This window comes from Brevibacillus sp. FIR094, assembly GCF_050477165.1.
Taxonomy (GTDB): Bacteria; Bacillota; Bacilli; order Brevibacillales; family Brevibacillaceae; genus Brevibacillus.
Genome location: NZ_JBEAES010000048.1, coordinates 1 through 24,521 on the forward strand (window position 1 = coordinate 1; position 24,521 = coordinate 24,521).

The 24,521-nt window shown below is 44.4% G+C and carries 25 protein-coding genes; 19 read left to right on the forward strand and 6 right to left on the reverse strand.

Features of this window, described 5'->3' with window-relative positions; genetic code table 11:
• Nucleotides 1-124 precede the first annotated feature (124 nt).
• Both ACQ5DJ_RS27135 and ACQ5DJ_RS27140 read left to right on the forward strand, forming a co-directional pair.
• Nucleotides 125-415 carry a hypothetical protein gene (locus ACQ5DJ_RS27135; protein ID WP_429845150.1) on the forward strand — a complete coding sequence of 97 codons (291 nt, stop codon included), beginning with the start codon at nt 125-127 and terminating at the stop codon, nt 413-415.
• Between the two features lie 297 nt (nt 416-712).
• On the forward strand, nt 713-1,282 hold the full coding sequence (locus tag ACQ5DJ_RS27140; protein ID WP_429845151.1) for an SMI1/KNR4 family protein: 570 nt from the start codon (nt 713-715) through the stop codon (nt 1,280-1,282).
• 513 nt (nt 1,283-1,795) lie between these two features.
• Here the strand turns inward: ACQ5DJ_RS27140 and ACQ5DJ_RS27145 are convergent.
• Nucleotides 1,796-1,948 carry a hypothetical protein gene (locus tag ACQ5DJ_RS27145; protein WP_167403238.1) on the reverse strand — a complete coding sequence of 51 codons (153 nt, stop codon included), beginning with the start codon at nt 1,946-1,948 and terminating at the stop codon, nt 1,796-1,798.
• Between the two features lie 277 nt (nt 1,949-2,225).
• Between ACQ5DJ_RS27145 and ACQ5DJ_RS27150 the strand changes: the two genes are divergently transcribed.
• The 7 genes from ACQ5DJ_RS27150 (at nt 2,226) to imm47 (ending at nt 10,609) form a co-directional block, all read left to right on the forward strand.
• A complete protein-coding gene (locus tag ACQ5DJ_RS27150) occupies nt 2,226-2,813 on the forward strand; it encodes a sensor domain-containing protein (RefSeq protein ID WP_429845152.1) in 588 nt (195 codons plus the stop codon).
• A 4-nt stretch (nt 2,814-2,817) separates the two neighbouring features.
• Nucleotides 2,818-4,617 carry a response regulator gene (locus ACQ5DJ_RS27155; RefSeq protein WP_429845153.1) on the forward strand — a complete coding sequence of 600 codons (1,800 nt, stop codon included), beginning with the start codon at nt 2,818-2,820 and terminating at the stop codon, nt 4,615-4,617.
• Between the two features lie 210 nt (nt 4,618-4,827).
• Entirely contained in the window at nt 4,828-7,512 is a 2,685-nt protein-coding gene (locus ACQ5DJ_RS27160; RefSeq protein WP_429845154.1) for an S-layer homology domain-containing protein, read from the forward strand.
• An 89-nt stretch (nt 7,513-7,601) separates the two neighbouring features.
• On the forward strand, nt 7,602-8,147 hold the full coding sequence (locus ACQ5DJ_RS27165; protein WP_429845155.1) for a hypothetical protein: 546 nt from the start codon (nt 7,602-7,604) through the stop codon (nt 8,145-8,147).
• Nucleotides 8,148-8,285: 138 nt separating this feature from the next.
• On the forward strand, nt 8,286-8,867 hold the full coding sequence (locus tag ACQ5DJ_RS27170; RefSeq protein WP_429845156.1) for a hypothetical protein: 582 nt from the start codon (nt 8,286-8,288) through the stop codon (nt 8,865-8,867).
• A 17-nt stretch (nt 8,868-8,884) separates the two neighbouring features.
• Nucleotides 8,885-9,781: a nucleotidyl transferase AbiEii/AbiGii toxin family protein gene (locus ACQ5DJ_RS27175; protein ID WP_429845157.1), complete on the forward strand. Its 897-nt coding sequence runs from the start codon at nt 8,885-8,887 to the stop codon at nt 9,779-9,781.
• Between the two features lie 696 nt (nt 9,782-10,477).
• On the forward strand, nt 10,478-10,609 hold the full coding sequence (imm47, locus tag ACQ5DJ_RS27180) for an Imm47 family immunity protein (RefSeq protein WP_429845175.1): 132 nt from the start codon (nt 10,478-10,480) through the stop codon (nt 10,607-10,609).
• Nucleotides 10,610-10,690: 81 nt separating this feature from the next.
• Here imm47 and ACQ5DJ_RS27185 read toward each other — a convergent pair whose 3' ends face one another.
• Together ACQ5DJ_RS27185 and ACQ5DJ_RS27190 are read right to left on the reverse strand one after the other, a co-directional pair.
• On the reverse strand, nt 10,691-11,116 hold the full coding sequence (locus tag ACQ5DJ_RS27185; protein ID WP_429845158.1) for a DUF1259 domain-containing protein: 426 nt from the start codon (nt 11,114-11,116) through the stop codon (nt 10,691-10,693).
• A 52-nt stretch (nt 11,117-11,168) separates the two neighbouring features.
• A complete protein-coding gene (locus ACQ5DJ_RS27190; RefSeq protein WP_429845159.1) occupies nt 11,169-11,594 on the reverse strand; it encodes a DUF1259 domain-containing protein in 426 nt (141 codons plus the stop codon).
• A gap of 304 nt (nt 11,595-11,898) precedes the next feature.
• Between ACQ5DJ_RS27190 and ACQ5DJ_RS27195 the strand changes: the two genes are divergently transcribed.
• The 3 genes from ACQ5DJ_RS27195 to ACQ5DJ_RS27205 all read left to right on the forward strand — a co-directional run bounded on the left by ACQ5DJ_RS27195 (nt 11,899) and on the right by ACQ5DJ_RS27205 (nt 13,958).
• Nucleotides 11,899-12,351, forward strand: a complete 453-nt coding sequence (locus ACQ5DJ_RS27195) for a Dps family protein (protein ID WP_007726053.1) — start codon at nt 11,899-11,901, stop codon at nt 12,349-12,351.
• A gap of 191 nt (nt 12,352-12,542) precedes the next feature.
• Entirely contained in the window at nt 12,543-13,481 is a 939-nt protein-coding gene (gene coaA / locus ACQ5DJ_RS27200; protein ID WP_429845160.1) for a type I pantothenate kinase, read from the forward strand.
• A gap of 24 nt (nt 13,482-13,505) precedes the next feature.
• A complete protein-coding gene (locus ACQ5DJ_RS27205) occupies nt 13,506-13,958 on the forward strand; it encodes a DUF523 domain-containing protein (protein WP_069846192.1) in 453 nt (150 codons plus the stop codon).
• Between the two features lie 48 nt (nt 13,959-14,006).
• On the opposite strand, the gene ACQ5DJ_RS27210 is transcribed toward ACQ5DJ_RS27205, so the two are convergent.
• Both ACQ5DJ_RS27210 and ACQ5DJ_RS27215 read right to left on the reverse strand, forming a co-directional pair.
• Nucleotides 14,007-15,530 carry a glycine betaine uptake BCCT transporter gene (locus ACQ5DJ_RS27210; protein WP_429845161.1) on the reverse strand — a complete coding sequence of 508 codons (1,524 nt, stop codon included), beginning with the start codon at nt 15,528-15,530 and terminating at the stop codon, nt 14,007-14,009.
• A gap of 93 nt (nt 15,531-15,623) precedes the next feature.
• Entirely contained in the window at nt 15,624-16,496 is an 873-nt protein-coding gene (locus tag ACQ5DJ_RS27215) for a LysR family transcriptional regulator (RefSeq protein WP_429845162.1), read from the reverse strand.
• A 156-nt stretch (nt 16,497-16,652) separates the two neighbouring features.
• Here ACQ5DJ_RS27215 and ACQ5DJ_RS27220 point away from each other — a divergent pair, with 156 nt between their 5' ends.
• Nucleotides 16,653-17,945: an NCS2 family permease gene (locus tag ACQ5DJ_RS27220; protein WP_429845163.1), complete on the forward strand. Its 1,293-nt coding sequence runs from the start codon at nt 16,653-16,655 to the stop codon at nt 17,943-17,945.
• 112 nt (nt 17,946-18,057) lie between these two features.
• Nucleotides 18,058-18,447 carry a VOC family protein gene (locus ACQ5DJ_RS27225; protein WP_429845164.1) on the forward strand — a complete coding sequence of 130 codons (390 nt, stop codon included), beginning with the start codon at nt 18,058-18,060 and terminating at the stop codon, nt 18,445-18,447.
• Nucleotides 18,448-18,508: 61 nt separating this feature from the next.
• On the opposite strand, the gene ACQ5DJ_RS27230 is transcribed toward ACQ5DJ_RS27225, so the two are convergent.
• Complete coding sequence (locus tag ACQ5DJ_RS27230; RefSeq protein ID WP_429845165.1) at nt 18,509-19,579, reverse strand: hypothetical protein; 1,071 nt, start codon at nt 19,577-19,579, stop codon at nt 18,509-18,511.
• Between the two features lie 350 nt (nt 19,580-19,929).
• Here ACQ5DJ_RS27230 and ACQ5DJ_RS27235 point away from each other — a divergent pair, with 350 nt between their 5' ends.
• The 5 genes from ACQ5DJ_RS27235 (at nt 19,930) to ACQ5DJ_RS27255 (ending at nt 24,332) form a co-directional block, all read left to right on the forward strand.
• Nucleotides 19,930-20,343, forward strand: a complete 414-nt coding sequence (locus ACQ5DJ_RS27235; RefSeq protein ID WP_106839119.1) for a nuclear transport factor 2 family protein — start codon at nt 19,930-19,932, stop codon at nt 20,341-20,343.
• A gap of 37 nt (nt 20,344-20,380) precedes the next feature.
• Nucleotides 20,381-20,794 carry a nuclear transport factor 2 family protein gene (locus ACQ5DJ_RS27240; protein WP_017247339.1) on the forward strand — a complete coding sequence of 138 codons (414 nt, stop codon included), beginning with the start codon at nt 20,381-20,383 and terminating at the stop codon, nt 20,792-20,794.
• 52 nt (nt 20,795-20,846) lie between these two features.
• Nucleotides 20,847-21,728 (forward strand): alpha/beta fold hydrolase, encoded by an 882-nt coding sequence (locus ACQ5DJ_RS27245; protein WP_429845166.1) that lies wholly within the window; start codon nt 20,847-20,849, stop codon nt 21,726-21,728.
• Nucleotides 21,729-21,912: 184 nt separating this feature from the next.
• Complete coding sequence (locus ACQ5DJ_RS27250; protein ID WP_429845167.1) at nt 21,913-23,493, forward strand: acetolactate synthase large subunit; 1,581 nt, start codon at nt 21,913-21,915, stop codon at nt 23,491-23,493.
• Between the two features lie 116 nt (nt 23,494-23,609).
• Nucleotides 23,610-24,332, forward strand: coding sequence for a TetR/AcrR family transcriptional regulator (locus ACQ5DJ_RS27255; protein WP_429845168.1), 723 nt, complete (start codon nt 23,610-23,612; stop codon nt 24,330-24,332).
• The last annotated feature ends 189 nt before the right edge of the window (nt 24,333-24,521 follow it).

The window sequence follows — 24,521 nt, forward strand, 5'->3', positions numbered from 1 at the left end:
TGAGCGCCATGCTTAAGGATGGAAAGCTAAAGACGCATGGTAAGAGTTTTGCAGAGTCGATGATTGAATTACAAGAAAAAGTTGATAAGATCCTTAAGCAGAGGCTACTGCAGAAGCACAAAAAGTGGTAGGTGAGCTTAATAAGATACTTGGAGATGGTAAAAAAGCCCCAAATCCAGCCGTTTCTGTAATAACGCACGAAGATGGAACGGTTTCAGTTGGGTTTTCAGGTAAAGCAAGTCCTAAAAATATTGAAACAGCAAGACAATTACAAAATGCATTAAATAAAAAATATGGAAATAAGTACACTGTAAAGGCTGAACCGATGCCAACAGAGAAGCTAAAAGAAGTTAAGGGTGGTAATCGTGTAGGGGAGTGTGCAGAATCAAAAGTAGTAAATGCGGCACATGATTAACCCAAGTAAAATAACAGGCATGGATACTGTTTGGCGCGCATCTAAAAAAGAAAATCCTTATCCATATGCAGAAAATTCAAATCAAATGAATCTATGTTTAACGTGTAATAATAATATAAATATTGAGGAGTACATGAAATATGCAAATGCCAATAAAAAGTAATCACATCCCATCCACAGGAGATTATACAAATCTTTCTGAACGATTATCAAAATATATATCAAGATGAGAAATGGGTAAATGAAATAGAACCAGCAAAAAAAGAGAGCATAGATACGCTAAAGAACTTAGCACAAATGAATAAATACAACTATCATTATCCTAAAGAATATGAGATTTATTTAAATTATATGGGGCAGGATGATAAGGGTTTACTTAAAACTCAACTTCCAGGATATGCTTCAATTTCTGAGATAATTGATTCTTATGAAGCGATACATGAGGAAGAACCAGATACTTTAAGTGATAAATATGTACATTTTTTTCAAAAAGAATTATTTGATGGTCAATTATCATTTGATTTTACCCAAACTGATAATCCTCAGATTGTTATGACTGATGAGGATAGCCAGTTTGAAAGATATTTTGCAGATAACTTTGAAAAATTGTTATTTCAATGTGCATTTAGTAAATATGAAGGTTTAAATTATGATAAGTGTATAATGTTTAATGGATCATCTAGTATGCTTAAAGAAGCATTACAGAGGCACAATGAATCGGATGTTCTTAGCATAATTGATAAATTTTCGAAAACATATGATTTTCAAAGAGCATGGTTTAGTGACTTGACTCATCACATAGGTTTTAAAGACGGCATTAGCTTTTACATCGAAAATAAGAATAATGCTTTGTGTGGGTTATTGTAGGTGATTTAGATAAACAAATCGATAATATCAGTGAAACCTTATTAACTGAATTATGTGTTGATAAATATAATTAAGCTTTCACCGTGTGTTTATGCAAAGTTTCACACTAATATTGGCGTGTCAACACTGAATTAGAAAGAGTTTCCAGAAGAATATTACTATGCTTGAAGTAGGCAACCGAGTCTGTCAAGAATTTTGTGTACCCATTTACAATCCCAACAACAAGATCGTACAATACAACCAAAGAACCACACACTAAAAATCTTAACAAACACGCTTAGATAAACTTTCAAAGGCTTATTCCAACTCGAACGACGAGGAGGAATGAGCCTTTTAAGCATAGTGAGAGGCGACCGTCAGCAACCACGAGAGTTACAAAGAGATGAAGATACTGGCAAGAATACATCTCCTATAAGCCGATTTTTTTTTATTCGAAGAAAGGCTGCCGAGTTACTCGACAGCCTTAAAGTGGGGAAAAAGAAAGTTTCCTCATTCTTCTTTTCTTCGCAGTTATTAATCTTTCAGCTCAGTAATCACTTTTGAAGCGCGTTTTTCATCCGGGGTAGGGAACATTTGATATTGATGCTGAAGCTCGATTTCCTTCTCATTCAAGTCACTTGAATCTCTTTGCTCAGCTTGTCCCCTGTGTTTATCGCTATTTTCCACGACCTGTCACCTCCCTCAAAGGAGTAGGGTATACAACAAGTCCCTACTTTATCCCAAAAAGAGGAAAATTTGGCGCATCGACTTGTAGAGTGAGCGCTTCGGTAGTTACTTCCTGTCATCACTTTTCCGACTTACAAAATTCTTTTGATGAAATGACATGACGTAGCCTGTCATATGACATTTTGGCACTGGCTTATATGACGCGCAGTGGATTACGGTAAGGGCAGACCGTCATCATCGTGTCGGAAAAGGTATTGATAGGGGAGAATGAGCTTAGATGAAAAGAGCGATCATGCGTAACGTTCAAAATGTTATCTTTTTGCTGTTTACATTTGTCTCGGGGGTATTTTATTTGTGTTTTTACATGGTCAGTATCGTGCTTGGCTTGGGCTTGTCATTTACCGTAGTGGGAATTCCATTGCTCACCAATGTGTTACGTACAACCCAAATCTTTGTCCAGCATGAACGTATTCAGACGAAGATTTATACTGATATTTCGATAGAACCTTTAGCAACGAGACAAAGAGCAGAGGGAAATCAATGGAAGCAGGCAAAGGCGGAATTAATGGATGTGAGAAACTGGATATCGATTTATTGGTTGATGCAAAAATTTTTCATAGGCTGTATCTGCCTGGTGGTCGGAGTGCTCATCTACATTGCACCCGTGTGTTTTGCGTTCGTACCGTTGCTCTATCCTTATTTGGAGTTAACTTTTTTCGGCTTCCCGGTGGATTCAGAGCTGATGGCATTGCAAATTATGGGTTTGGGATTCATACTCATGATCGGGTGCTCCAAGATTGGGAACGGACTGGTACAATTAATTGGTGGGTACACCCGCTTGATGTTCAAAGCAATTAGGAGATGATGGTTTGTTAGATATCGTAAAACAGTGGGTATGGTATGACTGGGTGATGCTTTTTTTACGTCTGCTCAGTTGCTTTTCACTAACCGTTACGACTATACAATTGGAAGATTCTCTTACGCTGCCCTTATGGATTGTAATTTTGTGGGAAATCATGGTTTTTTCCGTTCCATGGTTTTGTTTACTACTGAACTATCGTTACTACCTGATTGCAGAAATGCTCTTGTTTGGCGGATTATCGATTTATCTCACGTCTATGTTTCCGGAGGCGTACCTTACTTTTTTGATGCCAGCTTTTTTGATTGCCGCCAATAGTGCGGAGAAATCGTATCGCTGGTCGGCTCCTATTACGATTGTTTTCATCCCACTGCTGATTATGTTTTTTTTGCGGGAAATGGATGTGATCGAGATTTTTCCACAAGTCGGGCTTGCTTATGTGGTGGGGTTTGCCTTTCATTTGCTCATCGTCAATCATCGACAAAATGAAATTATTCGCAAGCAAAACAGTGTGCTGAAGCAGTACCTCACCCAAATCGAGAGAGTGACGCTGCTGGAGGAGCGGGACCGGCTTTCCAAGGATCTGCATGATACGATTGGGCATTCCTATGTCTCGATCATCATGGGGCTGGAAACCTTGCGTCAGGATGTGGTGTCGCAGGAAGGGACGCAAAAGCTCGATTCTCTCTTAAAGCTTGCGCGAAACGGCATGAAGGAAGTGAGAGGGTACTTGCATGAGATGGGGTCACCGCAAGAGACGCTTCCCTTGGTTCATTCGCTGAGACAGCTCGCGGAGGAGTTTCAGACACATGCAAAGGTGAATGTGCGGTTTCGTGCGATCGGAGAAGAGTATCCTGTTGGTAAGCAGGTGAAAATGACCTTGTTTCGCTGCTTGCAGGAATCTTTGACGAATGGGGTCCGCCACGGGCAGGCTACGGACATCGTCGTTTCCTTGCATTTTGAGCAGCAACAGACGAGGCTGGAAGTACAGGATAACGGTCACGGGGTGGAAAATTGGAAGGATGGCTTCGGGATCACGACAATGAAAGAGAGGGCCGCTCAATTACAAGGAAGAGTATCCATATACTCAGAGCGGGGAGAAGGAACGCTCATTACTTGTTTTGTGCCGAGGCTGATAGAGAGTACCGATGAGATCATTCGTTTGTTTATCGTCGATGATCACTCGTTTATTCGGGATAGCTTGCGAACCATACTCGAGCGGCAACGGGACCTGCTGGTAGTCGGGACGGCCGAGGATGGGGCGCAGGCTGTGGAGCTGTGCGAGGAGCTAGAACCAGACCTAGTGCTGATGGATTTGGAAATGCCGAATATGGACGGGATCACTGCGACTAAACGAATCAAGGAAAAATGGCCTGGCATTCGTGTCCTTGTCCTCTCTACGTTTCAGGATACGGAAAAAGCCAAGGAAATCATGCGCAGTGGTGCAGATGGTTATCTCTTGAAATCGATTGAATCACGCGAGCTTGCGGAAACAATTCGCCTCGTACATCGCGGCGGTACGATGATTGCACAGGACCTGTTTCATAAAATGCTGGAAGCACAGCCAGTAACCGAACAGGAAGATTTGCTCGTTGCACGCGAAAAAGACGAGAATTCTTATGGTTTAACGAAGCGGGAGCAGGAGATTTTGCAGATGCTTTCCCAAGGCATGCGCTATAAAACGATCGCTTCCAAGCTATATTTGTCTGACGGGACTGTTCGTAACTATGCGTCTGCTCTGTATGACAAGCTCGGAGTGCGGAATCGGGAAGACGCGGTACAAAAAGGGAAACGAGAAGGACTTCTGTAACAGAGGATTAGCCAGGGAGAGTAGGCCCTGGTTTTTTGCTTTTCCAGTCCTTTTCACGCGGCCCGACAACCCCACCATCATATTCGGCGTCAATTAGGTAGTTGATTGTAAATATTCCTTGTTCTGTTAATATAAAGCGTAGTGAAAATTATGGTAAATAGAGAGGCAGAGCAACTAGACTATCGAGGAGATTTTTGGTGGAGGACAACAATGAAACGATTGATGGCAGCATTGTTAAGCCTTGTGTTAATCCTGACGGCCCAATCTAATCTGGTTCAAGCAAATGGGAATGACACAAGAGTCGATTACGAAGAGCAATATACACGTATCGGAGCGGATTACCACATCCTGGACGATAATGTGCTATTGTCGAAAAAAGATGGAACCGTATGGACTTGGTACATCTATGGACATCCTCTTAGTTCTTCAGATCCATTCTATAAAGCCAAAAAGATGCAATTTCCGGGCTTGCAGAATGTGAAGGAGATGACAGTCAAAAGGAAGTCGGCCCGGGGTAACTATATTGTTAACTACGTGGCCCTGAAAAATGACGGAACGGTGTGGTATTGGGACGCCGCTCCCGGCACTACACTTGAAACGAGTTCTGCAAGTGTTCCGCGGCAAATCAAAGACTTGAAAAATGTAACGTCACTAGTCGCGCATTATAACAGTGCCTACAAGGTCTTGTTCGTACTAAAATCAGACGGCTCCGTATGGAGTTTGGGAAGTGAAATAGGTACCACGAAGGGGACCTCACCCGTTCCAGTCCAAACAAAGCTGCTAGATGATGTCGTATCCATAAAAATGGCGAACGGCATCGTATTTGCTGTGAAAAAGGACGGTACGGTTTGGAGATGGAAGGCAAATTCGTATCTGCCGAATAACCGCTCGAAAAACACAAGTCCAGAGCAGATGAACGGATTTGCTGATATCGTCAAGATAGAGCCAGGTATTTCTACTAGCTATGCCTATATGAAGGATGGCACTGTCTTGTCTTGGTCAACCGCTGATACGAATAAGCATCCCTTGTATTTGCATGCAGCAAAAGACGCACGAACGATGGTTCAATTGAATTCCATTCGAGATCGGAATATCGACGAAGCTTATGCCCTCCGAGAGGACGATCAGCTTTGGTCAGCGGACAACAATAAAGTTTTCCCAGGGCTTACAGACATCGCTTCTATACACCATGGCGACTTTTCCCCACCCAAAAGGTATTACTATGTAGTAAAAAAGGATCAGACTTTGTGGGCCTGGGCAGATTCGGTTGCCTTACCAAAGCTAGTTGTTTTCACGGATGAAACGGTAGCTCGTAATCGCCCAGAGAAAGCAGACAAACCAACGGGCAAACACCCTGGAACAACAGCCCAGCCTGTGATACGAACTACGCCGGAAATGAGTCTCTATCCGTATATCACGATGCTGCAACCTGGGAACAAACAGTACATTGCGGTAAATAACTTGCTTCCCGGGACAAAAATGACGTACACCATTGACGATCCGAGCATAGGAACCTTATCGAATGTGAATGGCACTCAGGTCGTAAAAGCGAACAAACCGGGGCAGACCATTGTGCGGGCAACTGCAAGCAGAGCTGGTTCTCCGGACGTAACCGCTTACTTTATATTGTACGTAGTCGACAATAACATGTTGTCCGAGACGTATTACACGGCCGTCCAATCGGTACCTGTCGCTGACAGACAGCGTTCGTTTATTGTGGAGGGGCTGACCCAAGCAGGAGAGCTTGTGATTACAGCCGCAAGCAGTGAAAAGCCGGAGCTTGTTGACGGCCAACTCGTCATTACTTCTGACTTGATTGACCGCGTAGCTGACAATGCGCGAAAGGCTAAGACTGCAGTGGAGCAGACGCTATCGGAAAACAACTTTGCTCTTGCTAGAGAGTTAGTCGTGAATGGGGAAATTTTGTCTTTGCCTGAACAAAAAGGTTTTACAATCAAACTGTATAAGGATAGCGTCGCGAATCGTAAGGATATCGACTATCTCACCGTTCATGCGGGGGATGCAAAACTGACGTTTAACCTTACGACTGTAAATCGCCTGTTCCAATCGCTCCCGGTAATCGTTATTCGCCTGGTCGAAAACAATAACGGCGGATATCAGGTACAATTTTTAGATGAACAAGGGCAGGAGCTTTCGAACGTATCAAGCAACATCCAGCTCATTCTGCCTGTAAACCAGGCGGACGCGACAAATAATAGCGTGTTCTATTCGAACGGGAAAAGCACGCAGCCTATCGGTGGAAAATTCAATCCGTACAATAACGGCATGGAAGCCGAAATAAACCGTTCCGGAACGTATTTCGTGGACGATAATACCAAAACGTTCCCGGATGTTGACAATCGGGATCCTGAGTTACAGCAAGCCGTACAGTTTCTGGGATCGAAAGGAATCGTAACCGGGAAAGAAGATGGCAACTTTGATCCCGATTCACCGCTTACCCGTGCTGAGTTCACGGCGATGCTGGTAAGAGCTTTTTACGCTTTGGACGAAACGGCGACGGAGAGCTTTTCAGACGTGAATCCGCCGCAATGGCATGTTCCATTTATCGCTTCATCCGAAAAAAGGGATATCGTCAAAGGCTATCCGGATGGCACGTTTAGGCCGGATCATACCATATCCCGGGAAGAAATGGCTGCGATTGGTGCAAGATCATTACATGAAAAGAAAAATTATTATTACCCTTCGAATACGGGGGACTACTTGAGTCAATTCACAGACCAACACACGATTTCCGAGTGGGCGAGACCAACGATGGCTTTGGCTGTGAAGCAGCGCTTAATCGATGTTCCTGCTGATAAACAGATTAGAGCTGGGGAGGCTGTCACTCGCGGGGAAGCTGCTCGAATGCTGTATCGACTATATTTGCAGCTTTGATATTGGTAATTACGTGATAAACTTTCAAAGGCTCATTCCAACCTGACTATAGGGAGGAATGAGCCTTTGAAAATAGGAGAAGGAAGAGCATGGACTTTGATATTCGAGAGTTCCGCGATTATTATGACCCTGAATTACAAGCCTATGATTATCATGAATTAGTCACTCTGGGTATAAGCTATGATTATCATGAATTAGTCACTCTGGGTATAAGCTATGATAATGCTGAATTCATGGTTAGTATCGGAGTACCAGAGGAATTTGATGTCTTCGTATTCTACAAAATAGATCAATTTCAAAAGCTGTTAATGGAGGATGTTTCCTATATCCAAATCGGTCATTTCTCGTTTTGCAAGTATGGCCTGTATGTAAAAGAAGGGAGCGATGAGTTCTTCACTACTTCCTCTCTTCATGAACCTCACCTTTATATGCTTAATAAAAATTTGAGAACATTTTTCTTGTTCCATTTAATAAAAAATGAAGTAGCAATGAAAATGAGACAACAAGGTGAATATACTTCATATAAATACGCGTGTGAGCTGCGTAGGTTATTTGAACAAATCGATCCTGTACCAATGAAGGATGTGGAAAGTTACTGGTCACATCTGATAGAAGACTATGAAACTGGGTTATGAAACAGGGCTGAAATTTGACAGGTTGTGGTTAGCAACTAGCATTCTTACAGTTAAGAGATAGAAAAGATATGTCGATACAAATAGGAAGAAAAGGAAAAAAATGATTGTGCAATACAAGGAAAGTCAGGGAGTGAAGCAATGGAATTTGAGTTTCATGTTACCTTCAACGATCTACAACTTGATGAAAAGGAAGCTTTTATCGAGCTCTGCCAATCGGAACAAGTGAAACCGGTCATGATCGTCTTGGATCAGGGAAATTACATCAATCAACCGATGATAACAGGAGTAGTCAAACGACCAGATTTTCATGAAGCCAATAAAGAGATGGAAAAGATTGCAGCTACGTTTCAAAACAACGGTTTTACCATCGTCCGAAAGAAAGTAGAGATTTCTCCCAAGGAAGAAACGTATTTTTACGAGCCCATCCTAAACTCGAAGCCTTACTTCGAATGGCATGGCAAAGTACAGGTCGATGATGTCGCCGCGCTACGAAATTTATGTGAGGGTCACGGTGGACATATTTCAAGAAACTCTTTGAATGCGAATGGAAAAGTGAGATTTATCACTGTTCGAGAATATGAGAGCCCGAAACAGTTTTACGATCGAGTAGAAAAGATACATACTATTTTGCAAGCAAATCAGATCGGGCTAATCAAAGAACAATATGAACTATGTATTTATGACAGCCGCGAAGAACTGGACAGCGGCTGGATTTCCTAATTGTTAGATGGAGGATCATGATGATTACGTATGATGATGTAGCAGAGTTGGAATATGAGGCGAGAGAGCTCGTTGTTTTGGAAGCACTGTTGAGAAGAATTGCTCTAGTGAATATGCCCTTTGTATTAAAAGGCAGTCTTTTAACCAGACAATATTTGGACAACCGAGAGATTCGGGACGCGGATGATATCGACTTATTGTATGCGGGGAAGATCAGGGACGTCGAACATGCCCATGAAGTATTTACACAATGGATGATTCAAGTAACCGAAATGGATCTGAACGACGGCGTCGTGTTTAGAAGTTTTCGAAAGAATGCATTTTGGAGATATATCGACTACGCAATGGCAGATGATTTTCCGACGATCAATACGGATATTGCCTATTATTTCAAAGGTCAACCAAGGGAAGCGGATGACTATAGTGAGCTGAATCTGGATATTTCGTTTAACCTGGAAATGGATGCAGCCCCGGTTCCGCTAGAGTACCAACCAGCCTTTGGTGAAAGCTTTCTTGTTCCGTACACTGTGCCCCTGTCCATCCAGGTTGCTTGGAAGCTGCATCAAACGATTGTCAGACCGAGGTTTAAAGACTTGTACGATTTGAAATTTTTACTCTCCCATCCGTCCTTTGACAACGATGCGCTCAAAGAAACATTACAGGCGCTCGTGAACGAATGCAGTATCGATCCATCTATTAAAAAAGCGGATATGAAAAAGGTGCTTGTTGATGATTTACAGCCCATATACGATTCATTATCCTACGATTACGAATTAAGAAAATATGCTGACAGCATGGATCGTGGCCTTTATTTTACGCAGTTTGTCAGTGATTTGCGTAAAAAGATGGATTTTGCAGGGATTAATGGGGATGCGTTTGAAAGTTTGCCAAGTCCAACAGACAAAAAATTGTAACAGGATAGTAAGTAAAGTAGGCTTGTTCCGTCTGTCGTGGTAGAAGGAATGAGCTTTTTTTATAAGTATCCTGGGGGAGATAAAGTGTCATATCAAAGTTTACGTAGATGAAATTAGGAGCTTTCGTAATCTAATGGAAGCTCTTACCTTCATAGAACAAGATACGCAAACGAATGTAGCTGATCTGCAAATCTGTAAAGGAAGGAAAATGTTTAACCCAAATATTGAATATAACTGTAGTGGGATTTTACATATGAGCTGTTAGAAAAGGGAGTTATGTATGGAATGATGTTAGTAATTGTAATTTCCAAAAAACAAATGAAAATTAACTCAAACTGTCGGTGATTTTTCAGGATATGCAGGTTTAGATGGAGGATAAGGATAATGAATAAGAAATGTGAGGGTGTGCGGATGAATTTTTTCTTGAAACCAAGCACGATCATATTCTGCCTAGTTTTGTTAATCGGAATTCTAAACGTAATACCTTCTCAGAATACCAGTCTATGGTTACAGATTTTGATTCTAATCGTGTCTGCTTTCTTCATTGCACTAATCGTCGAATGGATTTTAAGGTTGATAAAATTTCCCAAACACTAAATGACTTATGTCCTCTGCATCGACTACGATCGATTTTTCCATAGTGTCCTTAGAGCTTTTACGGGACTGGCGGTGGCTGTATAGAGATAAAGCTAACGAATCACACGAAAGACGAAGCAAGCACTCACTCACGAGGATTTGAGAGATTCCAATCATCATCTTTTTCTAGGCGAAGGAAAGAAAGCGGTAGTGGATACTTTTGAATATAAGACCACGACCCTTACTAAATGAAACAGCGGCTACTTAAGACCTGAAAAGAAAGTCTGATAGTATCACGTCTTTAGCGGCCGCTGTTTTTTGTTATTGGTTCGCTTAACCCAAAAAAGCAATAGAACGCTTCACTTTTCTGGCGAATGCAATGGGATTATCAATCGACTCCCAATGAATATACATAAGGCGCGGGTTTTCAAAGAGCCAGTGATTATGAACTGCTGTTACTTTTATCCCGTTTTTGCGAAGGTTTGACAGCAAACGGTTTACTTGGTTTTGGAAGAGAGCCGTTTCCCCTAAACATAGGGCACGTCCTGAACTGTTTAAGGATTCGAACGAGAACAATTGATAGCGGACCAATGGGGATGTGGTTCGTCTGCCTAATATGGACGCATTGAATATTCTATTTCTGGAGACGAAACAAACGGGACCTTTTGTAATTTCGTGCTCTGTTCCACCTAGAATGGCAGAAAATCGGTTACACAGTCTTCTAAACTGGGGACTTGCCTTTGCCTTTACTTTGCCCATATCCGTCATCCTTTCGATTATGATGAAATGAAAACTTCATGGCTCCACCATGTTAACCCAGGAATGCGATGGACTCTTTGGTTTTCCTGGCAAATACGATAGGATTCTCTATCGCTTCCCAATGCATATACATTAAGCGCGGGTTTTCTTTTAGCCAGTGGTTGTGAAGTGACGTCACTTTAATCCCACGTTTGCGGAGATTCGACATCAAACGGTTCACCTGATTTTGGTGCACGGCAGTCTCGCCCAAACAAAGGGCACGACCCGACTTATCAAGGGATTCAAACGAAAACATTTGCGCTCGAACTAAAGGGGAAAGCGTTCGTCTTCCCAAGATTGTTTCTCGAAGATTTGTAAGCCGCATGACAAAACAAACCGGCCCACTGTCAATTTCCGACTCGCCCCCTAATATTCTTCCAAATCGGGTACAGAGTCTTTTGAATTGTGGGCTAGCCTTCGCCTTCGCTTTATTCGCCATAGTAATCCTCCTTGTGTCAATCTCGAAATATCTTATGATTGACAGAAAAAAGGGAAATGAGTAATTTGTGGTTTTTTTATATGAAAAAGACACAGATTTCATTCTAGGTTCTAGTTCCTTATCACACTAATCAGAGGATGAAACGGAATATTTGAAAGAGTAACTTTCGCTGGTATGAAATGTTAGATGCGCTCTGTTTCGTCCGGCCTGTAGAAAAAATGGACTGAGATGAAAAGAATAGGAACCCCCGATTCACCACATACTACAAACGCTATATCTATACCATGAGAGGTGGAGCGTCCGGATGAGTATGACAATGAGTCGGCCCGTGACCGACGTACTTAATAAACAGGTTGCCAACTGGTCTGTGCTGTATATGAAGCTGCATCATTATCACTGGTTTGTCAAAGGCCCAAATTTTTTTACCCTGCATGAAAAATTCGAGGAGCTATACAACGAGGCAGCCAAAAATGTAGATGAGCTGGCGGAGCGGCTGTTAACGGTTGGGGGCAAGCCTGTTTCGACATTGAAGGCCTGTATGGAGCAGGCTTCCATTAAGGAAGCGACAGGAGGAGAGTCTGCAGATCAAATGGTAGAGGCAGTCGTGAGCGATTTTACGCTCCTGATCAAGGAGCTTAAAGAGGGCATTACAGCCGCGGAAGCAGGAGACGATGAAGCGACTGGCGATATGTTCTTAGGGATCATGGACAGCTTGCAAAAGCATGTGTGGATGCTGCAAGCTCACTTGGGAAAATAACGAGAAATTCTTTTACAAGCAAAGCTGATGCCATGGGGTATCGGCTTTTTTCCTATGTGCTCATAAAGGCAAAGTGCAGGGCTGGTCTGATTTGGGACAACCCCCTTGTTCCCAAGAGAGACATGCTGGTGTAAACTAACCTTGTGTGAAATAAAGAAAGCACTTTCATGATGGAAAGGATGTACATTCCCATGGCATCACCCTATGTTACGTTTAATCGCGAGCAGTGGAGTGCTCTACGGGCTTCCACGCCGTTGACCATATCTGATAACGAGCTTTCCCTTTTGCAGGGCTTAAACGAGAAAATGTCCATGACGGAAGTCTCCGATATTTATCTTCCGTTGTCCCGTCTGCTGAATTTGTATGTCGGGGGCACGCAGGAGCTGTACCAGGCGACTCACACTTTTTTAGGGAACCAGGATGGCAAGGTTCCATTCATTATCGGTATTGCAGGTAGTGTGGCTGTAGGCAAAAGCACAACGGCTCGCATTTTGCAGACGCTGTTGTCCCGCTGGCCGAATCATCCGAAGGTCGATTTGGTAACGACCGATGGATTCCTGTATCCGAACAAGGTTCTAGAAGATAGAGGAATCATGAAGCGCAAGGGATTCCCGGAAAGCTATGATTTGCGGCGCTTTATCCATTTTTTATCCGATGTAAAATCAGGTTTGCCTGAAGTGAAAGCACCAGTATATTCCCACCTTGTGTATGACATCGTGCCAGATGAATGGCAGACTGTCAGACAGCCTGACATCTTGATTGTCGAAGGCTTGAATGTGCTGCAACCGCCTAGAGGTGACGAAAACGATGCTCGTATTTCCGAGGTCATTGTTTCTGATTTCTTTGACTTCACGATCTACGTGCACGCGGAAGAGAAGCACATCCTGAAATGGTATGTAGAGCGGTTCAAGCTGTTGCGTCAGACCGCGTTCTCCGATCCAACCTCGTATTTCAAGCGCTACGCGAGTCTGTCTGACGAGGAGGCGACTGAGGTAGCCACCGGTATTTGGACGGAGATCAACGGTGCCAACCTACGCCAGAACATTTTGCCGACACGTGTTCGCGCTCAATTGATTTTGGACAAGGGACAGGATCATATGATACAAAGCGTGAAATTGCGAAAGCTGTAGATAAAAAGGTGGGAGACGGTTGTCATGAAAGTGATTAGTGCCTGTTTGATCGGCTGTGAATGCCGTTACGATCAGAAGTCATGCTTAGACCAAGAGCTGGAGCAATTGCTCCGGGAAGGAAAGGCAATCCCCGTCTGTCCTGAACAGCTGGGAGGCTTGCCAACACCACGACCGCCAGCAGAAATCATCGGGGGTACGGGAGAAGATGTTTTGGATGGCAAAGCACGCATCATAGACAACACTGGCCGAGATGTCACCGAGGAATTTTTGATGGGGGCGAACCAAGCGCTGAAGCTGGCGAAAACGGTTGGAGCCACATCTGCCATCTTAAAAGAAAACAGTCCGTCCTGTGGAAGCTCCTTCGTTTACGATGGCAGCTTTTCCGGGAAAAAAGTGCCGGGTGTCGGACTGACGGCGGCGCTGTTTCGCAGAAACGGGATTGAGGTAATATCTGAGTCAATAGTATCTAATGAATAACAAAGGGGGGCGCGATGGATAGCGTCCCCCTTTTTTCGTAACTACTTTTTACAACTCCTTCAACAACCTCTCTAGCTTCTTCTGCTGATCCTTCCGTTTCTTTTTCGCAATCCGGTCTTCTTCCTGCAGTGCCATGACAAGAGAAAAGCACATCAGGACCATGATGACGGTAAAAGGTAGCGCTGCCACAATGGAGGCTGTTTGCAGGCCTTCTAAGCCGCCGCTTAACAAGAGAACGATTGCGATAGCGGACTGGAGGATGCCCCAGGTGATTTTTACCCGATTCGACGGGTCCAGGTTGCCATCAGAAGACAGCATGCCGAGCACGAAAATAGCTGAATCCGCTGACGTGATAAAAAATGTGATAATCAACAGAACCGCAACGACAGCGAGAATGTATCCCATTGGCAACTGCTCCAGTGCAAGGAATAACGCAGTCGAGATGTCACGTTGCACCGCTGCCCCTATAGGCGCTTGATCAAAAATTTCGAGGTGAAGCGCAGTCCCGCCAAACACGGAAAACCAAATGAAGCTCAACAAACTCGGAACGAGCATCACGCAAATGACGAATTCCTTGATCGTACGACCTTTGGAGACGCGTGCAATAAACATACCGACGAACGGCGCCCAGGCAATCCACCATGACCAATAAAACAACGTCCAGTTGGCTACCCAGGTCCCTTGTGTAAAAGGGGTCAGCCGCAAGCTCATCGAGATGAGATTGTTCAAATAACTGCCGAGCGTGCTGGTGAAGGCGTCAAAAATAAACGAGGTTGGTCCCAATACGAGCGTCAGCAGGAGGAGTAGCAAAGCCAATACCAGATTCGTATTGCTCAAATACTTGATTCCCCGATCCAGTCCTGTCGTAGCCGAGAGCAGAAATAGTACCGTAATAATGGAAATGATCACGATTTGCACGGTGGTGTTGGATGGCAATCCAAAGAGGTGAGACAAACCTCCGTTTATTTGCAGAGTTCCGAGACCTAGTGAGGTGGCGACACCGAATGCCGTGGCGATGACAGCCAGAATGTCGATCCCTTTTCCGAGCGGTCCGTGTATGCGCTCACCGAGCAGCGGTCCAAAGGTGGAGGAGATCAAGCCCTTCGCTCCTTTGCGAAATTGAAAATAGGCGAGAGTGAGAGCAATGAGAGCGTAGATCCCCCAAGGATGCAGGCCCCAGTGAAAAAATGCATAGCGCAGAGCGGTTTGTGCGGCTTCGGTCGTCTGTCCAGCCACACCTGCTGGTGGAGAGAAGTAATGAGAGACGGGCTCCGCCACTCCCCAAAAGACAAGACCAATCCCCATCCCAGCAGAGAACAACATAGCAAACCAGGTAGGGAGCGAATATTCCGGCTCGTCATCGTCGCTCCCTAAAGGGATTTGTCCGTATCTGCTAAAGGCAAGGAAGATGCAAAAGATCAGAAAACCGAAAGTCACGATTAAATAAAACCAGCCGAAATTGGTCGTGGTCACTTTTAGTACATGGGAAGCCGCAGAGGCGAAAAGCTCAGGAGAAATCGCGCCGAACAGCACAATGACAAATACAATGACCAAGGATATCAGGAAAGTCATCTTTATCCTCCCGGGAATCTACAAGAAATGGTAATAGTTTATCATCCCGCGAGATTTCCAAGATTATTCCGGATGTGACCGCCCTGAATGGAGTTACGATGAAAACGTCTCGATAAACCGATTCGCTGCTTTGGACAGATGGCGTCCAGACTGCCAAACGACAGCAGCCGAAGAGAAAATGGAAGTTCCGGAGAGTCGAATCCCTCGAATTTGTTCGCTCTGATGAGTTTCCCATGCTGAGATGGGGACGATAGAGGAACCGACCGAGGAGGCGACCATACTGACGATGAGAGAAATGTCCGGGCACTCGCAGATAACGTGCGGTTCCACGCCTAGACGGGAGAATTCCTTGATAATCAAGTCGTAGATACCCAAGCCTGGTGTGCTCGGCATGATGAGCGGAAGCTCGGCGATCTCGCGCATTTCGATTTCCTTGCGATCGGCATAGGGGGAGGTGGCAGGAACGATGAGCACAAAATCCTCTTCCTCCAACGGAATCATGGTGCAGTTGTTCAACGAGTGGGGGAGGCGTACGATAGCGACTTCTATGGTTCTGCGCTCCAGCCACTGATTGAGGAGCTGCGTATCACCTTTCCAGATTTTATACGTAATGAGCGGATATTTTTGCTGAAACACACGAATTTGTTCTGGCAGGCGGTAGGCCGACAGTGCACTGACACCGATGGACAACGTCCCCCGAATGCCTTCTCCTGTTTCTTTGACCTCGGAGAGAGCTTCCTCCATTTGATGAACGATATTGAGCGCCTGTTTATAGAGGGTGACGCCTGCTTCCGTCAGGACCATTTGTTTTCCCGAGCGTTCAATGAGCATGACCCCGAGCTCCTCCTCCATTTGCTTCAACTGCTGACTCAAAGGCGGCTGGGCCATATTCAGTCTTTTAGCCGCCCCTGTTATCTGACCTTCCTCTGCTATGGCGATAAAGTAACGCAGTTGCCGAATATCCACACGCAATGCCTTCTTTCCTTACGAGAATGGTTCCATATGAAAACGATATGAAAATTAGATTTTATGGATATTTTTCATATTGATGAAGCTATGATAGCATGTTTTCTGTGAATCTTCACTTCATGGAAAAGACATAAAGGAAAGAAGGGGAAGTCCGTGCGTACGTGGATGGAAAAGCTATTTCACTTGCGCGCTTACGACACGACGTTTCAAAGGGAACTCATCGCCGGATTTATTGGCTTTGTCACCATTGTCTACATTGTTGCCGTAAACGCTTCGATTTTAAATGATGCTGGAATACCAATGGAAGCAGGCATTCTGGCGACTGTATTGACGGCATTTATCGGGTCACTTCTTATGGCCTTTTGGGCAAATGCTCCTATTATTCTGGTTCCCGGCATGGGGATCAACGCCCTGTTTACATTCACGTTATGCAAATCGATGGGCCTCACTTGGCAGGAAGCATTGGCTGCTGTATTTGTTTCTGGTCTGATTTTTACTGTGATTGCCTTCACTAGGGCAGCGACGATATTGTCCAATGCGATCCCCTCTTCACTAAAAGAAGCGATTACCGTTGGGATTGGGTTGTTCTTGACCTTCATCGGTCTGCAAAAAGGCGGGCTGATCGTCATGAATCCGTCTACATTTGTTGCGCTGGGTGACTTGTCCAGCCCACATGTGATCGTCACGCTGATTACTTTGATTGTTACGTTGATTTTGTTTGTTCGCAATGTGCCGGCCAACTTCTTGATCGGAATTGCGGTTGGTACAGGACTTGGCTTTTTGTTCGGGATTGTCGAGCCAGGTGGGGGAGGATCATTTTCGTTTGCGGATTACGGAAGCGTATTTGCGGGTTTTTCCTTTTCTGCCATTTGGGCGTTGCCATTTTGGATCGCGACCTTCTCATTGGCGATGGTTATCGTCTTTGAAAATATTGGCTTGATTCATGGGCATACCTCGATGCTTGGACAGCCGGAGAAGTTCGGCCGTTCGCTGCAAGCGAATGCGTTATCGGCTGCCATCTCTGGCATTTTGGGAACCAGTCCGACAGTTTCGACGGTGGAGACAGCGGCAGGAATCGCAGCAGGAGGACGGACGGGATTGACCGCACTTGTAACAGGCACCTTGTTCCTGCTCTCGCTCGGTTTGCTTCCTGTTATCAAAATGATTCCGGATGGAGCCATTGCTCCGGTGCTCATCATCATTGGCGCACTGATGCTGCAAAATGTACAGAATATCAATCTGAAGGACTTCTCGGAAGGTTTCCCTGCCTTTTTGATCATCGTGATTATCCCGTTGTCCTACAGCATTGTAGATGGAATCGCGTTTGGATTCGTAGCGTATCCTCTCATGAAGCTCGCATTGGGCAAACGTCGCGAAGTGCCTGCGCTGATGTACGTCATCGCGGGATTGTTTTTGCTGAATCTGATGCTGCCGATATTCACATAAAAGAGAAGTTTTCCCTCGACTTGGGTCGGGGGTTTTTTTGTTCTGTTCTCTAGAAAGTGGTGCAAGCATTGTGAAATAATGGATGGAAAGTTGTAAAATGGGGGGCTTTTCCATGATTCATGAGATGACGTTTCAATTGCGTACTTCTAATTTCACCAAAGGACAAGCCTGGTACCAGAGCTTTTTGCAAAGAGAGCCGGATTTTGTTCCGCATGAAGGATTTGCTGAGTGGGAAGTCCTGCCTGGTTGTTGGCTGCAGCTGGCAGAGGGGACGCCAGCGGAAGGAAGCGGCCCCGTGCGATTGGCTGTGGTCGATATCGAGATGGAAAGAGAAAGACTAATCAAAGAGCTGCAAATCGATCCGTTTGAAATTTTTCAACGGGAAGAGGTACCGGTCAAGTGGGGGACGTTTGCCGATCCGTGGGGGAATCGTCTTGGATTGTTCGAGTACCTAGATGCGGCTGAAAAAGAGGAGAAGCAAAAAAGACTTGCGAAGCTGTAGGGAAAAGTCCCTTTGCCAATGAGATAGGCAAAGGGATTTTTTGTGGAGAGATGTGGATTGATTATCGTTTTACAAACGTAAACGCTTGTTTTACTTGGTCCAGAGACATCATCAGAGGGATGAATTTCTTCCCTTCTTTGCTTGTTGGGTCAAATACTGTGTCTTGTGGCAAGCTTGCTACATATACCATGTTGGTTGCTTGGTTACGTGCAATTTCGTAGCCTACTGGTGGCTCGTCCGGGTTGTTCAGTTTTTTCCAGTCATTCAGGTCAAACGCGGTGATAACTACAACAGGTACACGATCTTCCGCTTTGTCAGCATTGAAGATGAAGCGAGTTACACTCTTTGCTTCTGGCAAGTATTCGTCTGCATTTGGGCCTGTTTTTTCCTCGACAAGGATGTTGTCGTTCCAAGATTTTGGACCTTTAAAAGCAAAGGCAGAGTCTTGGCTTTTGAAAGTATCATGATAGACTTCGAGTGCTTTTACAGCTGGTTCGAAGTTAGCACTCATCAATTCCCATTTGGTTTGGTTCCACTTCCATTTGGATTTGAGGTAGCCGCGAACATCTGCATTGTAATCACCAGTCAGACGCTCTGTACCTTCCAGTACGTAGAGACCATTTTTGTTGAGATCGATTGGTTTCAGTTCTACGAAGTCCGCTCCGACTACACCTGCTTTGTTTTTATCCAGACCTGGCAGACCGAGTTCTTTCGCTTTTCCATCTTGAATGGTGTAGATGTGATTGGTTGTGTATCCGCCGCTTCCGCCAGTGCTTGCAGTAACCATGATCTCGCCTTTTTTATCGTAAGTGAAATCTTGAACGGAGAGCTTCGGCTCGTAGCCGTCGTCCTTCACGTCGATGTTAAAAGATTTCTTCGTTTTGCCATCTGTTACTTTGATAGTGAGGTCCTTAACGTAAGGGCTGTTTTTCTCTTTTTTCCCGTACAGAACGACTGTGTCTGCGGTCTTTTCACCCGTTACGTCTGCTGTTTTTTTCGTAATCTCTTGCAAGCCTTTTGGTGTAGCCGTTGTGTTGCTTGCATCTGCTGTAATTGCATACCCTCCAGTGAAAAGTACGGAAGTAAGTACAGTTCCTGTTACGAGTTTGTTCAAGTGTTTCATGTGTTTCATGTGATGAATCTCCTCCCCAGTCTTGCTGACTGATCATGATGTAATTTGTAGTGTGCTGTATTTTGTGCTTGTCCTTGCTACACGTTCATTATGTACGATAGTGTGGATACATTGGTTACAGACTATCGTCATAAAACCTACAAACCAGTAACAGGTAAATGTTAGGGTGCTAGGAGGTTGCTGGCTTCTTGTAGCAGTGCCTCGCTGCTATGCTCCAACAGCATGGGATAGAGACTAGGATTAATGGCCGAGAAAATATATTTGATTTTAGACAGACCTGTCTGTATACTAAATCCAAGGAGAGCGGATGCTCCTCCACCAATATTCAACAAACGAAGGGAAGATCTACCATGAGCAAAGACATTCGACCACCGTTTACAAAGGAGTCTGCATTGGCAAAAGTGCAGTTTGCTGAGGATGCTTGGAATTCTCGCAATCCGGAGCGGGTATCTTTGGGATACTCCGTTGATTCCAATTGGCATAATCGCACAGAATTCTTTACCGGCAGAGAGGCTATCAAGACGTTTTTGACAAATAAGTGGGCTAGAGAGCTGGACTACAAACTTAAGAAGGAACTTTGGTGCTACACGGACAATCGGATTGCAGTGCGTTTTGAGTACGAATATCGTGATGCAAATACAGGTCAGTGGATGCGATGCCATGGAAATGAATACTGGGAGTTTGCCGAGGATGGTCTCATGAAGAGACGGGATATGACGGGGAATGATTTTCCTATCAAAGAGGCGGATCGTAAATTCAAATAATGGTTTGAACTATAAAAAATAAAAAGGATGATAAAAAATGAGTAAAGACATTCGACCACCATTCACACTTGAATCCGCATTGGCAAAAGTAAAATTTGCCGAAGATGCTTGGAACTCTCGCGATCCGGAACGCGTGTCGCTAGGTTATACCGTTGACTCCAACTGGCGCAACCGCACAGAGTTTTTTACAGGTCGCGAGAATATTAAAGCTTTTTTAACGAAGAAATGGGCAAGGGAGCAGGACTATAAACTGATGAAAGAGCTTTGGTGCTACACGGACAACCGGATTGCGGTTCGTTTTGAATATGAGTACCGTGATGCAGAAACTGGTCAATGGATGAGATGCCATGGGAATGAGCTTTGGGAGTATGACGAAGACGGTCTTATGAGAAGACGGGATATGAGTGGAAATGATTATCCGATAAACGAAAATGATCGGCGTTATAAATAATCCTCGGGAAATAGCAGCGTGTTCCAAAACCACCGGAAATGAGGTGAAAACGATGACAGTATATTACAAAACAGAATGTGTGGACGGACTCACAATTTTTTATCGAGAGGCTGGGAATCAAGAGAATCCGACCATTTTGTTGCTCCATGGGTTTCCATCTTCTTCTCATATGTACCGCAACTTAATTGCCGAGCTCTCTAATGAATACCATATCATTGCACCTGACTATCCTGGTTTCGGTAACAGTGATCAGCCTTCTATGGCCGACTTTGCCTATACCTTCGACAATTTGGCCGATGTTATGGATGCATTTGTCGAGCAGCTCCAATTGAAGAAATACAGCATTTATGTCCACGATTATGGAGCGCCAGTCGGATTCAGATTGGCTGTCAAACATCCAGAACGAGTCCAAGCCATTATCTCTCAAAACGGAAATGCATACGAAGAAGGCTTGCTATCTTCGTGGGCTCCCGCGCGGACGTATTGGGAAAATCCGGCTGATGAAGCCTCTATCAACAATGTTTTAGGTCTGCTGAAACCTGAGTTCACAAAACACCAGTATGTAAACGGGACACGCAATCCGGAAAAAATCAGCCCAGACAGTTGGAATTTGGACCAATATGTGTTGGCTCGACCTGGGAATAGCGAGATCCAGCTTGCCCTGCTCTATGATTATCAAAACAATTTGAAACAATATCCGAGTTGGCATGAGTATTTCCGGACCTACCAGCCTCCGACATTGGTTGTTTGGGGAAAAAATGATATGTTCTTTGGTCCGGATGGGGCGTGGGCTTACCAAAAGGACTTAAAAGATGTTGATGTTCATCTGCTCGATACGGGTCATTTTCCTTTGGAAGAGGATTTGGAAATCAGCGTAGCGTTAATTAAGCGATTTTTAGGTGAGCGAATAAAGGAATTGGACGGCGTGCAATAACACCTGAACGGTGACCCGTGGGATGGCTCCTTTGAAAAACTGGCTCTCTTGCGGGTCCGTTCAAAGATTTTTACAGATCATGAATGACACGTATATTCCAGTTGGATCAACAAAAAAATAAAATTGGACTTTGCCTACGAAAAATAGATGTAATCCACCAAAAGACTAATAATGGAGGAGCTATATGAAAGCGAGCGACCTTGTGGTGCAATGTCTGGAGGCTGAGGGAGTTGAGTACATTTTCGGCATCCCGGGTGAAGAGAGTATTGATCTCATCGACTCCTTATCGCGGTCATCGATTCAATTTGTAGTTACGCGGCACGAACAAGGGGCAGCCTTTATGGCAGATGTGTATGGTCGACTCACGGGAAAACCCGGCGTGTGTCTCGCTACGTTGGGGCCAGGCGCGACGAATCTGATTACAGGTGTGGCTAATGCTCACTTGGACCGCTCGCCATTGATTGCCATTACCGGTCAGACAGATCGTAGCCAGCTGCACAAAGAAACACATCAAAATATAGATACGATACAATTATACAAAGGAATTACAAAATACAATCAGCAGATTGCATCCGCGCACACAATTCCAGAGATCATCCGTAAGGCGTTTGCTCTGGCAACAACCGACAGTTTTGGTGCTGTGCATCTGCAGCTGCCTGTAGATGTTGCTCGGGATACGGTAGTCGGCTCACCACTTCCCATTGGAAGAAAAGCAAAAGTTTGTCCCGACAAGTCCTCGCTACACACAGCCGCACAGTTAATCATGGAGGCAAAGAGACCAATCATCCTTGTAGGCAACGGTGCGGTACGTAGTCGAGCTTGGAAAGAAATTCGACAATTAGTAGAGAAAGCGAATTTGCCATTGGTCAATACTTTTATGGCCAAAGGTTTTCTGCCTTTCGATCACCCGCTGAATCTGTTCACAGTCGGCGGTAGTTTCGATCCTGATGGTTTGCTTCCTCTGCATGAAGCAGATTTGGTCATCGCTATTGGATTTGATTTTGTTGAATTTGATTCGAAATTCTGGAACGAGGATAAATCGCGTAAAGTACTGAGTATTAATACCACCTACGCTGAAACTGATGCTCATTTTCCCGTTGAATTGGACCTTGTAGGTGATTTACGAGAAACGATTAAGGCATTATCCAACCTGTTAAATCGGAGACCCGAACCTGTAGACTATGAGAAGATTCGTGTACGTAGAATGAAGAAGTTGAGGGCCATCCCATCAGAACAGGATCTGCCACACAAAGTGATGTGGACCTTAAGCAAAAAGCTGCCGAAGGAAAGCATCGTGATTTCTGATGTCGGCTTGCATAAGATCTGGGTATCATTCTGGTACCAGCCAAAACTTCCAGGGCAAACGATTATTTTCAACGGTCTTGCATCAATGGGAGCATCGCTGCCTGGCGCTTTGGCAAGCTGCTTGGTCAAGCCAAACTGTCCTGTTGTTATCATAACGGGAGACGGTGGCTTTCTAATGAATGCGCAGGAGCTCGAGACCGCAAAGCGCTTGGGTCTGAGCTTTACGATCATCGTCTTTAATGACCAGCGGTATAGCTTAATAGAGAAGCACCAGTCCAATGCCAATCTAGCGGTTACACAGATTTCTTTTACCAATCCGGATTTTAACCTTTTTGCCCAAAGCTTTGGAGTTGCATACAGGCGTGTTACAAAAACAGAGGAGTTTCCTCAAGCTCTTACAGAGGCATTAGATAGTGGAGAACTGAATTTAATGGAGATCGTTATAAGGAACCCAATATAGAGATAAAATAACGTTATTCGCAGAAAAAAAGCCGAAAAATTAAAATTGAAATTATATATACTTGTCTGTATAGTAATGGCGTGGGGACAGAAGGATGAGGGGGGACCAAATAAAGAGTGACTTTATTTGACCCAGGAACTCAGCCTTCTAACTGGGATATTAAACCTCCAGTATTGTTAGAGTTGATAGAACTATTGACGGCGCAAATGCTAAGCGCGTTCATTAATAGAGGAGGAGAAGGCATGAGACAAAGAAAAAAAGAGCAAATACTGGATGTTGCCTCATCCTTGTTTTATAAACAAGGAATTACTGCTACGGGGGTCGATCAAGTTGTAGCAGAATCCGGAGTAGCAAAAATGACGCTGTATAACAACTTTCCTACTAAAGAGCATTTGGTGATAGCTTATCTTGAGACGAGAGATTCCCTTTGGAGAAACTGGTTTGAAACTACAGTTTATGAGAAGGAAGTTACCCCGTCGGAGCGTTTGGTTGCTCTATTTGATACATTAGAAGAGTGGTTCTTGCAACCTGACTTTCGTGGGTGTTCCTTCATAAATACGGCTGCAGAATTTAATGAACCTACTCATTCGTTTCATCAAGTATCTTTAAGGCATAAATCATTATTAAAAAATTTTATCAAAAAACTTGTTCAAGAAGCTGGAGTCCCTGAGGAAGAAGAACTAACCAATGCGTTGTATCTTTTGATAGAAGGCAGCATTGTTACTGCAATGATCGAGGGAAATCACGAAGCAGTTCATCATGCTCGCAGAACGGCTCAAAAGCTCGTAAGTATCTTTCTAAATGAAGCTTCAAGTGGCGTGGAAGAGGGTATTCATTGAAAATCGGCGGAAACTCAGGATGAAATTGACTAGAGGCTTATGCATTGTGATACTGGCCTCTTCTATTACCCATTGATAAGACAGACCATCGCTTTCATTGTTGATAAAATAAAAGAATGCAAGTAAAATGATTGAATGCTCAAAACGGGCCGCGGTTCGTAAACTCCCGCGTTATCAAAACTAGGAGGA

What these genes read in the sequence shown, in the direction of transcription:
- ACQ5DJ_RS27230 (WP_429845165.1), bottom strand. Translation starts at nt 19,579, where the DNA reads ATGAAACACATGAAACACTTGAACAAACTCGTAACAGGAACTGTACTT.
- ACQ5DJ_RS27210 (WP_429845161.1), bottom strand. Translation starts at nt 15,530, where the DNA reads ATGACTTTCCTGATATCCTTGGTCATTGTATTTGTCATTGTGCTGTTC.
- ACQ5DJ_RS27160 (WP_429845154.1), top strand. Translation starts at nt 4,828, where the DNA reads ATGAAACGATTGATGGCAGCATTGTTAAGCCTTGTGTTAATCCTGACG.
- ACQ5DJ_RS27170 (WP_429845156.1), top strand. Translation starts at nt 8,286, where the DNA reads ATGGAATTTGAGTTTCATGTTACCTTCAACGATCTACAACTTGATGAA.
- ACQ5DJ_RS27250 (WP_429845167.1), top strand. Translation starts at nt 21,913, where the DNA reads ATGAAAGCGAGCGACCTTGTGGTGCAATGTCTGGAGGCTGAGGGAGTT.
- ACQ5DJ_RS27175 (WP_429845157.1), top strand. Translation starts at nt 8,885, where the DNA reads ATGATGATTACGTATGATGATGTAGCAGAGTTGGAATATGAGGCGAGA.
- ACQ5DJ_RS27140 (WP_429845151.1), top strand. Translation starts at nt 713, where the DNA reads ATGAATAAATACAACTATCATTATCCTAAAGAATATGAGATTTATTTA.
- ACQ5DJ_RS27240 (WP_017247339.1), top strand. Translation starts at nt 20,381, where the DNA reads ATGAGTAAAGACATTCGACCACCATTCACACTTGAATCCGCATTGGCA.
- ACQ5DJ_RS27245 (WP_429845166.1), top strand. Translation starts at nt 20,847, where the DNA reads ATGACAGTATATTACAAAACAGAATGTGTGGACGGACTCACAATTTTT.
- ACQ5DJ_RS27225 (WP_429845164.1), top strand. Translation starts at nt 18,058, where the DNA reads ATGATTCATGAGATGACGTTTCAATTGCGTACTTCTAATTTCACCAAA.
- ACQ5DJ_RS27190 (WP_429845159.1), bottom strand. Translation starts at nt 11,594, where the DNA reads ATGGCGAATAAAGCGAAGGCGAAGGCTAGCCCACAATTCAAAAGACTC.
- coaA (WP_429845160.1), top strand. Translation starts at nt 12,543, where the DNA reads ATGGCATCACCCTATGTTACGTTTAATCGCGAGCAGTGGAGTGCTCTA.
- ACQ5DJ_RS27235 (WP_106839119.1), top strand. Translation starts at nt 19,930, where the DNA reads ATGAGCAAAGACATTCGACCACCGTTTACAAAGGAGTCTGCATTGGCA.
- ACQ5DJ_RS27150 (WP_429845152.1), top strand. Translation starts at nt 2,226, where the DNA reads ATGAAAAGAGCGATCATGCGTAACGTTCAAAATGTTATCTTTTTGCTG.
- ACQ5DJ_RS27185 (WP_429845158.1), bottom strand. Translation starts at nt 11,116, where the DNA reads ATGGGCAAAGTAAAGGCAAAGGCAAGTCCCCAGTTTAGAAGACTGTGT.
- ACQ5DJ_RS27205 (WP_069846192.1), top strand. Translation starts at nt 13,506, where the DNA reads ATGAAAGTGATTAGTGCCTGTTTGATCGGCTGTGAATGCCGTTACGAT.
- ACQ5DJ_RS27165 (WP_429845155.1), top strand. Translation starts at nt 7,602, where the DNA reads ATGGACTTTGATATTCGAGAGTTCCGCGATTATTATGACCCTGAATTA.
- ACQ5DJ_RS27195 (WP_007726053.1), top strand. Translation starts at nt 11,899, where the DNA reads ATGAGTATGACAATGAGTCGGCCCGTGACCGACGTACTTAATAAACAG.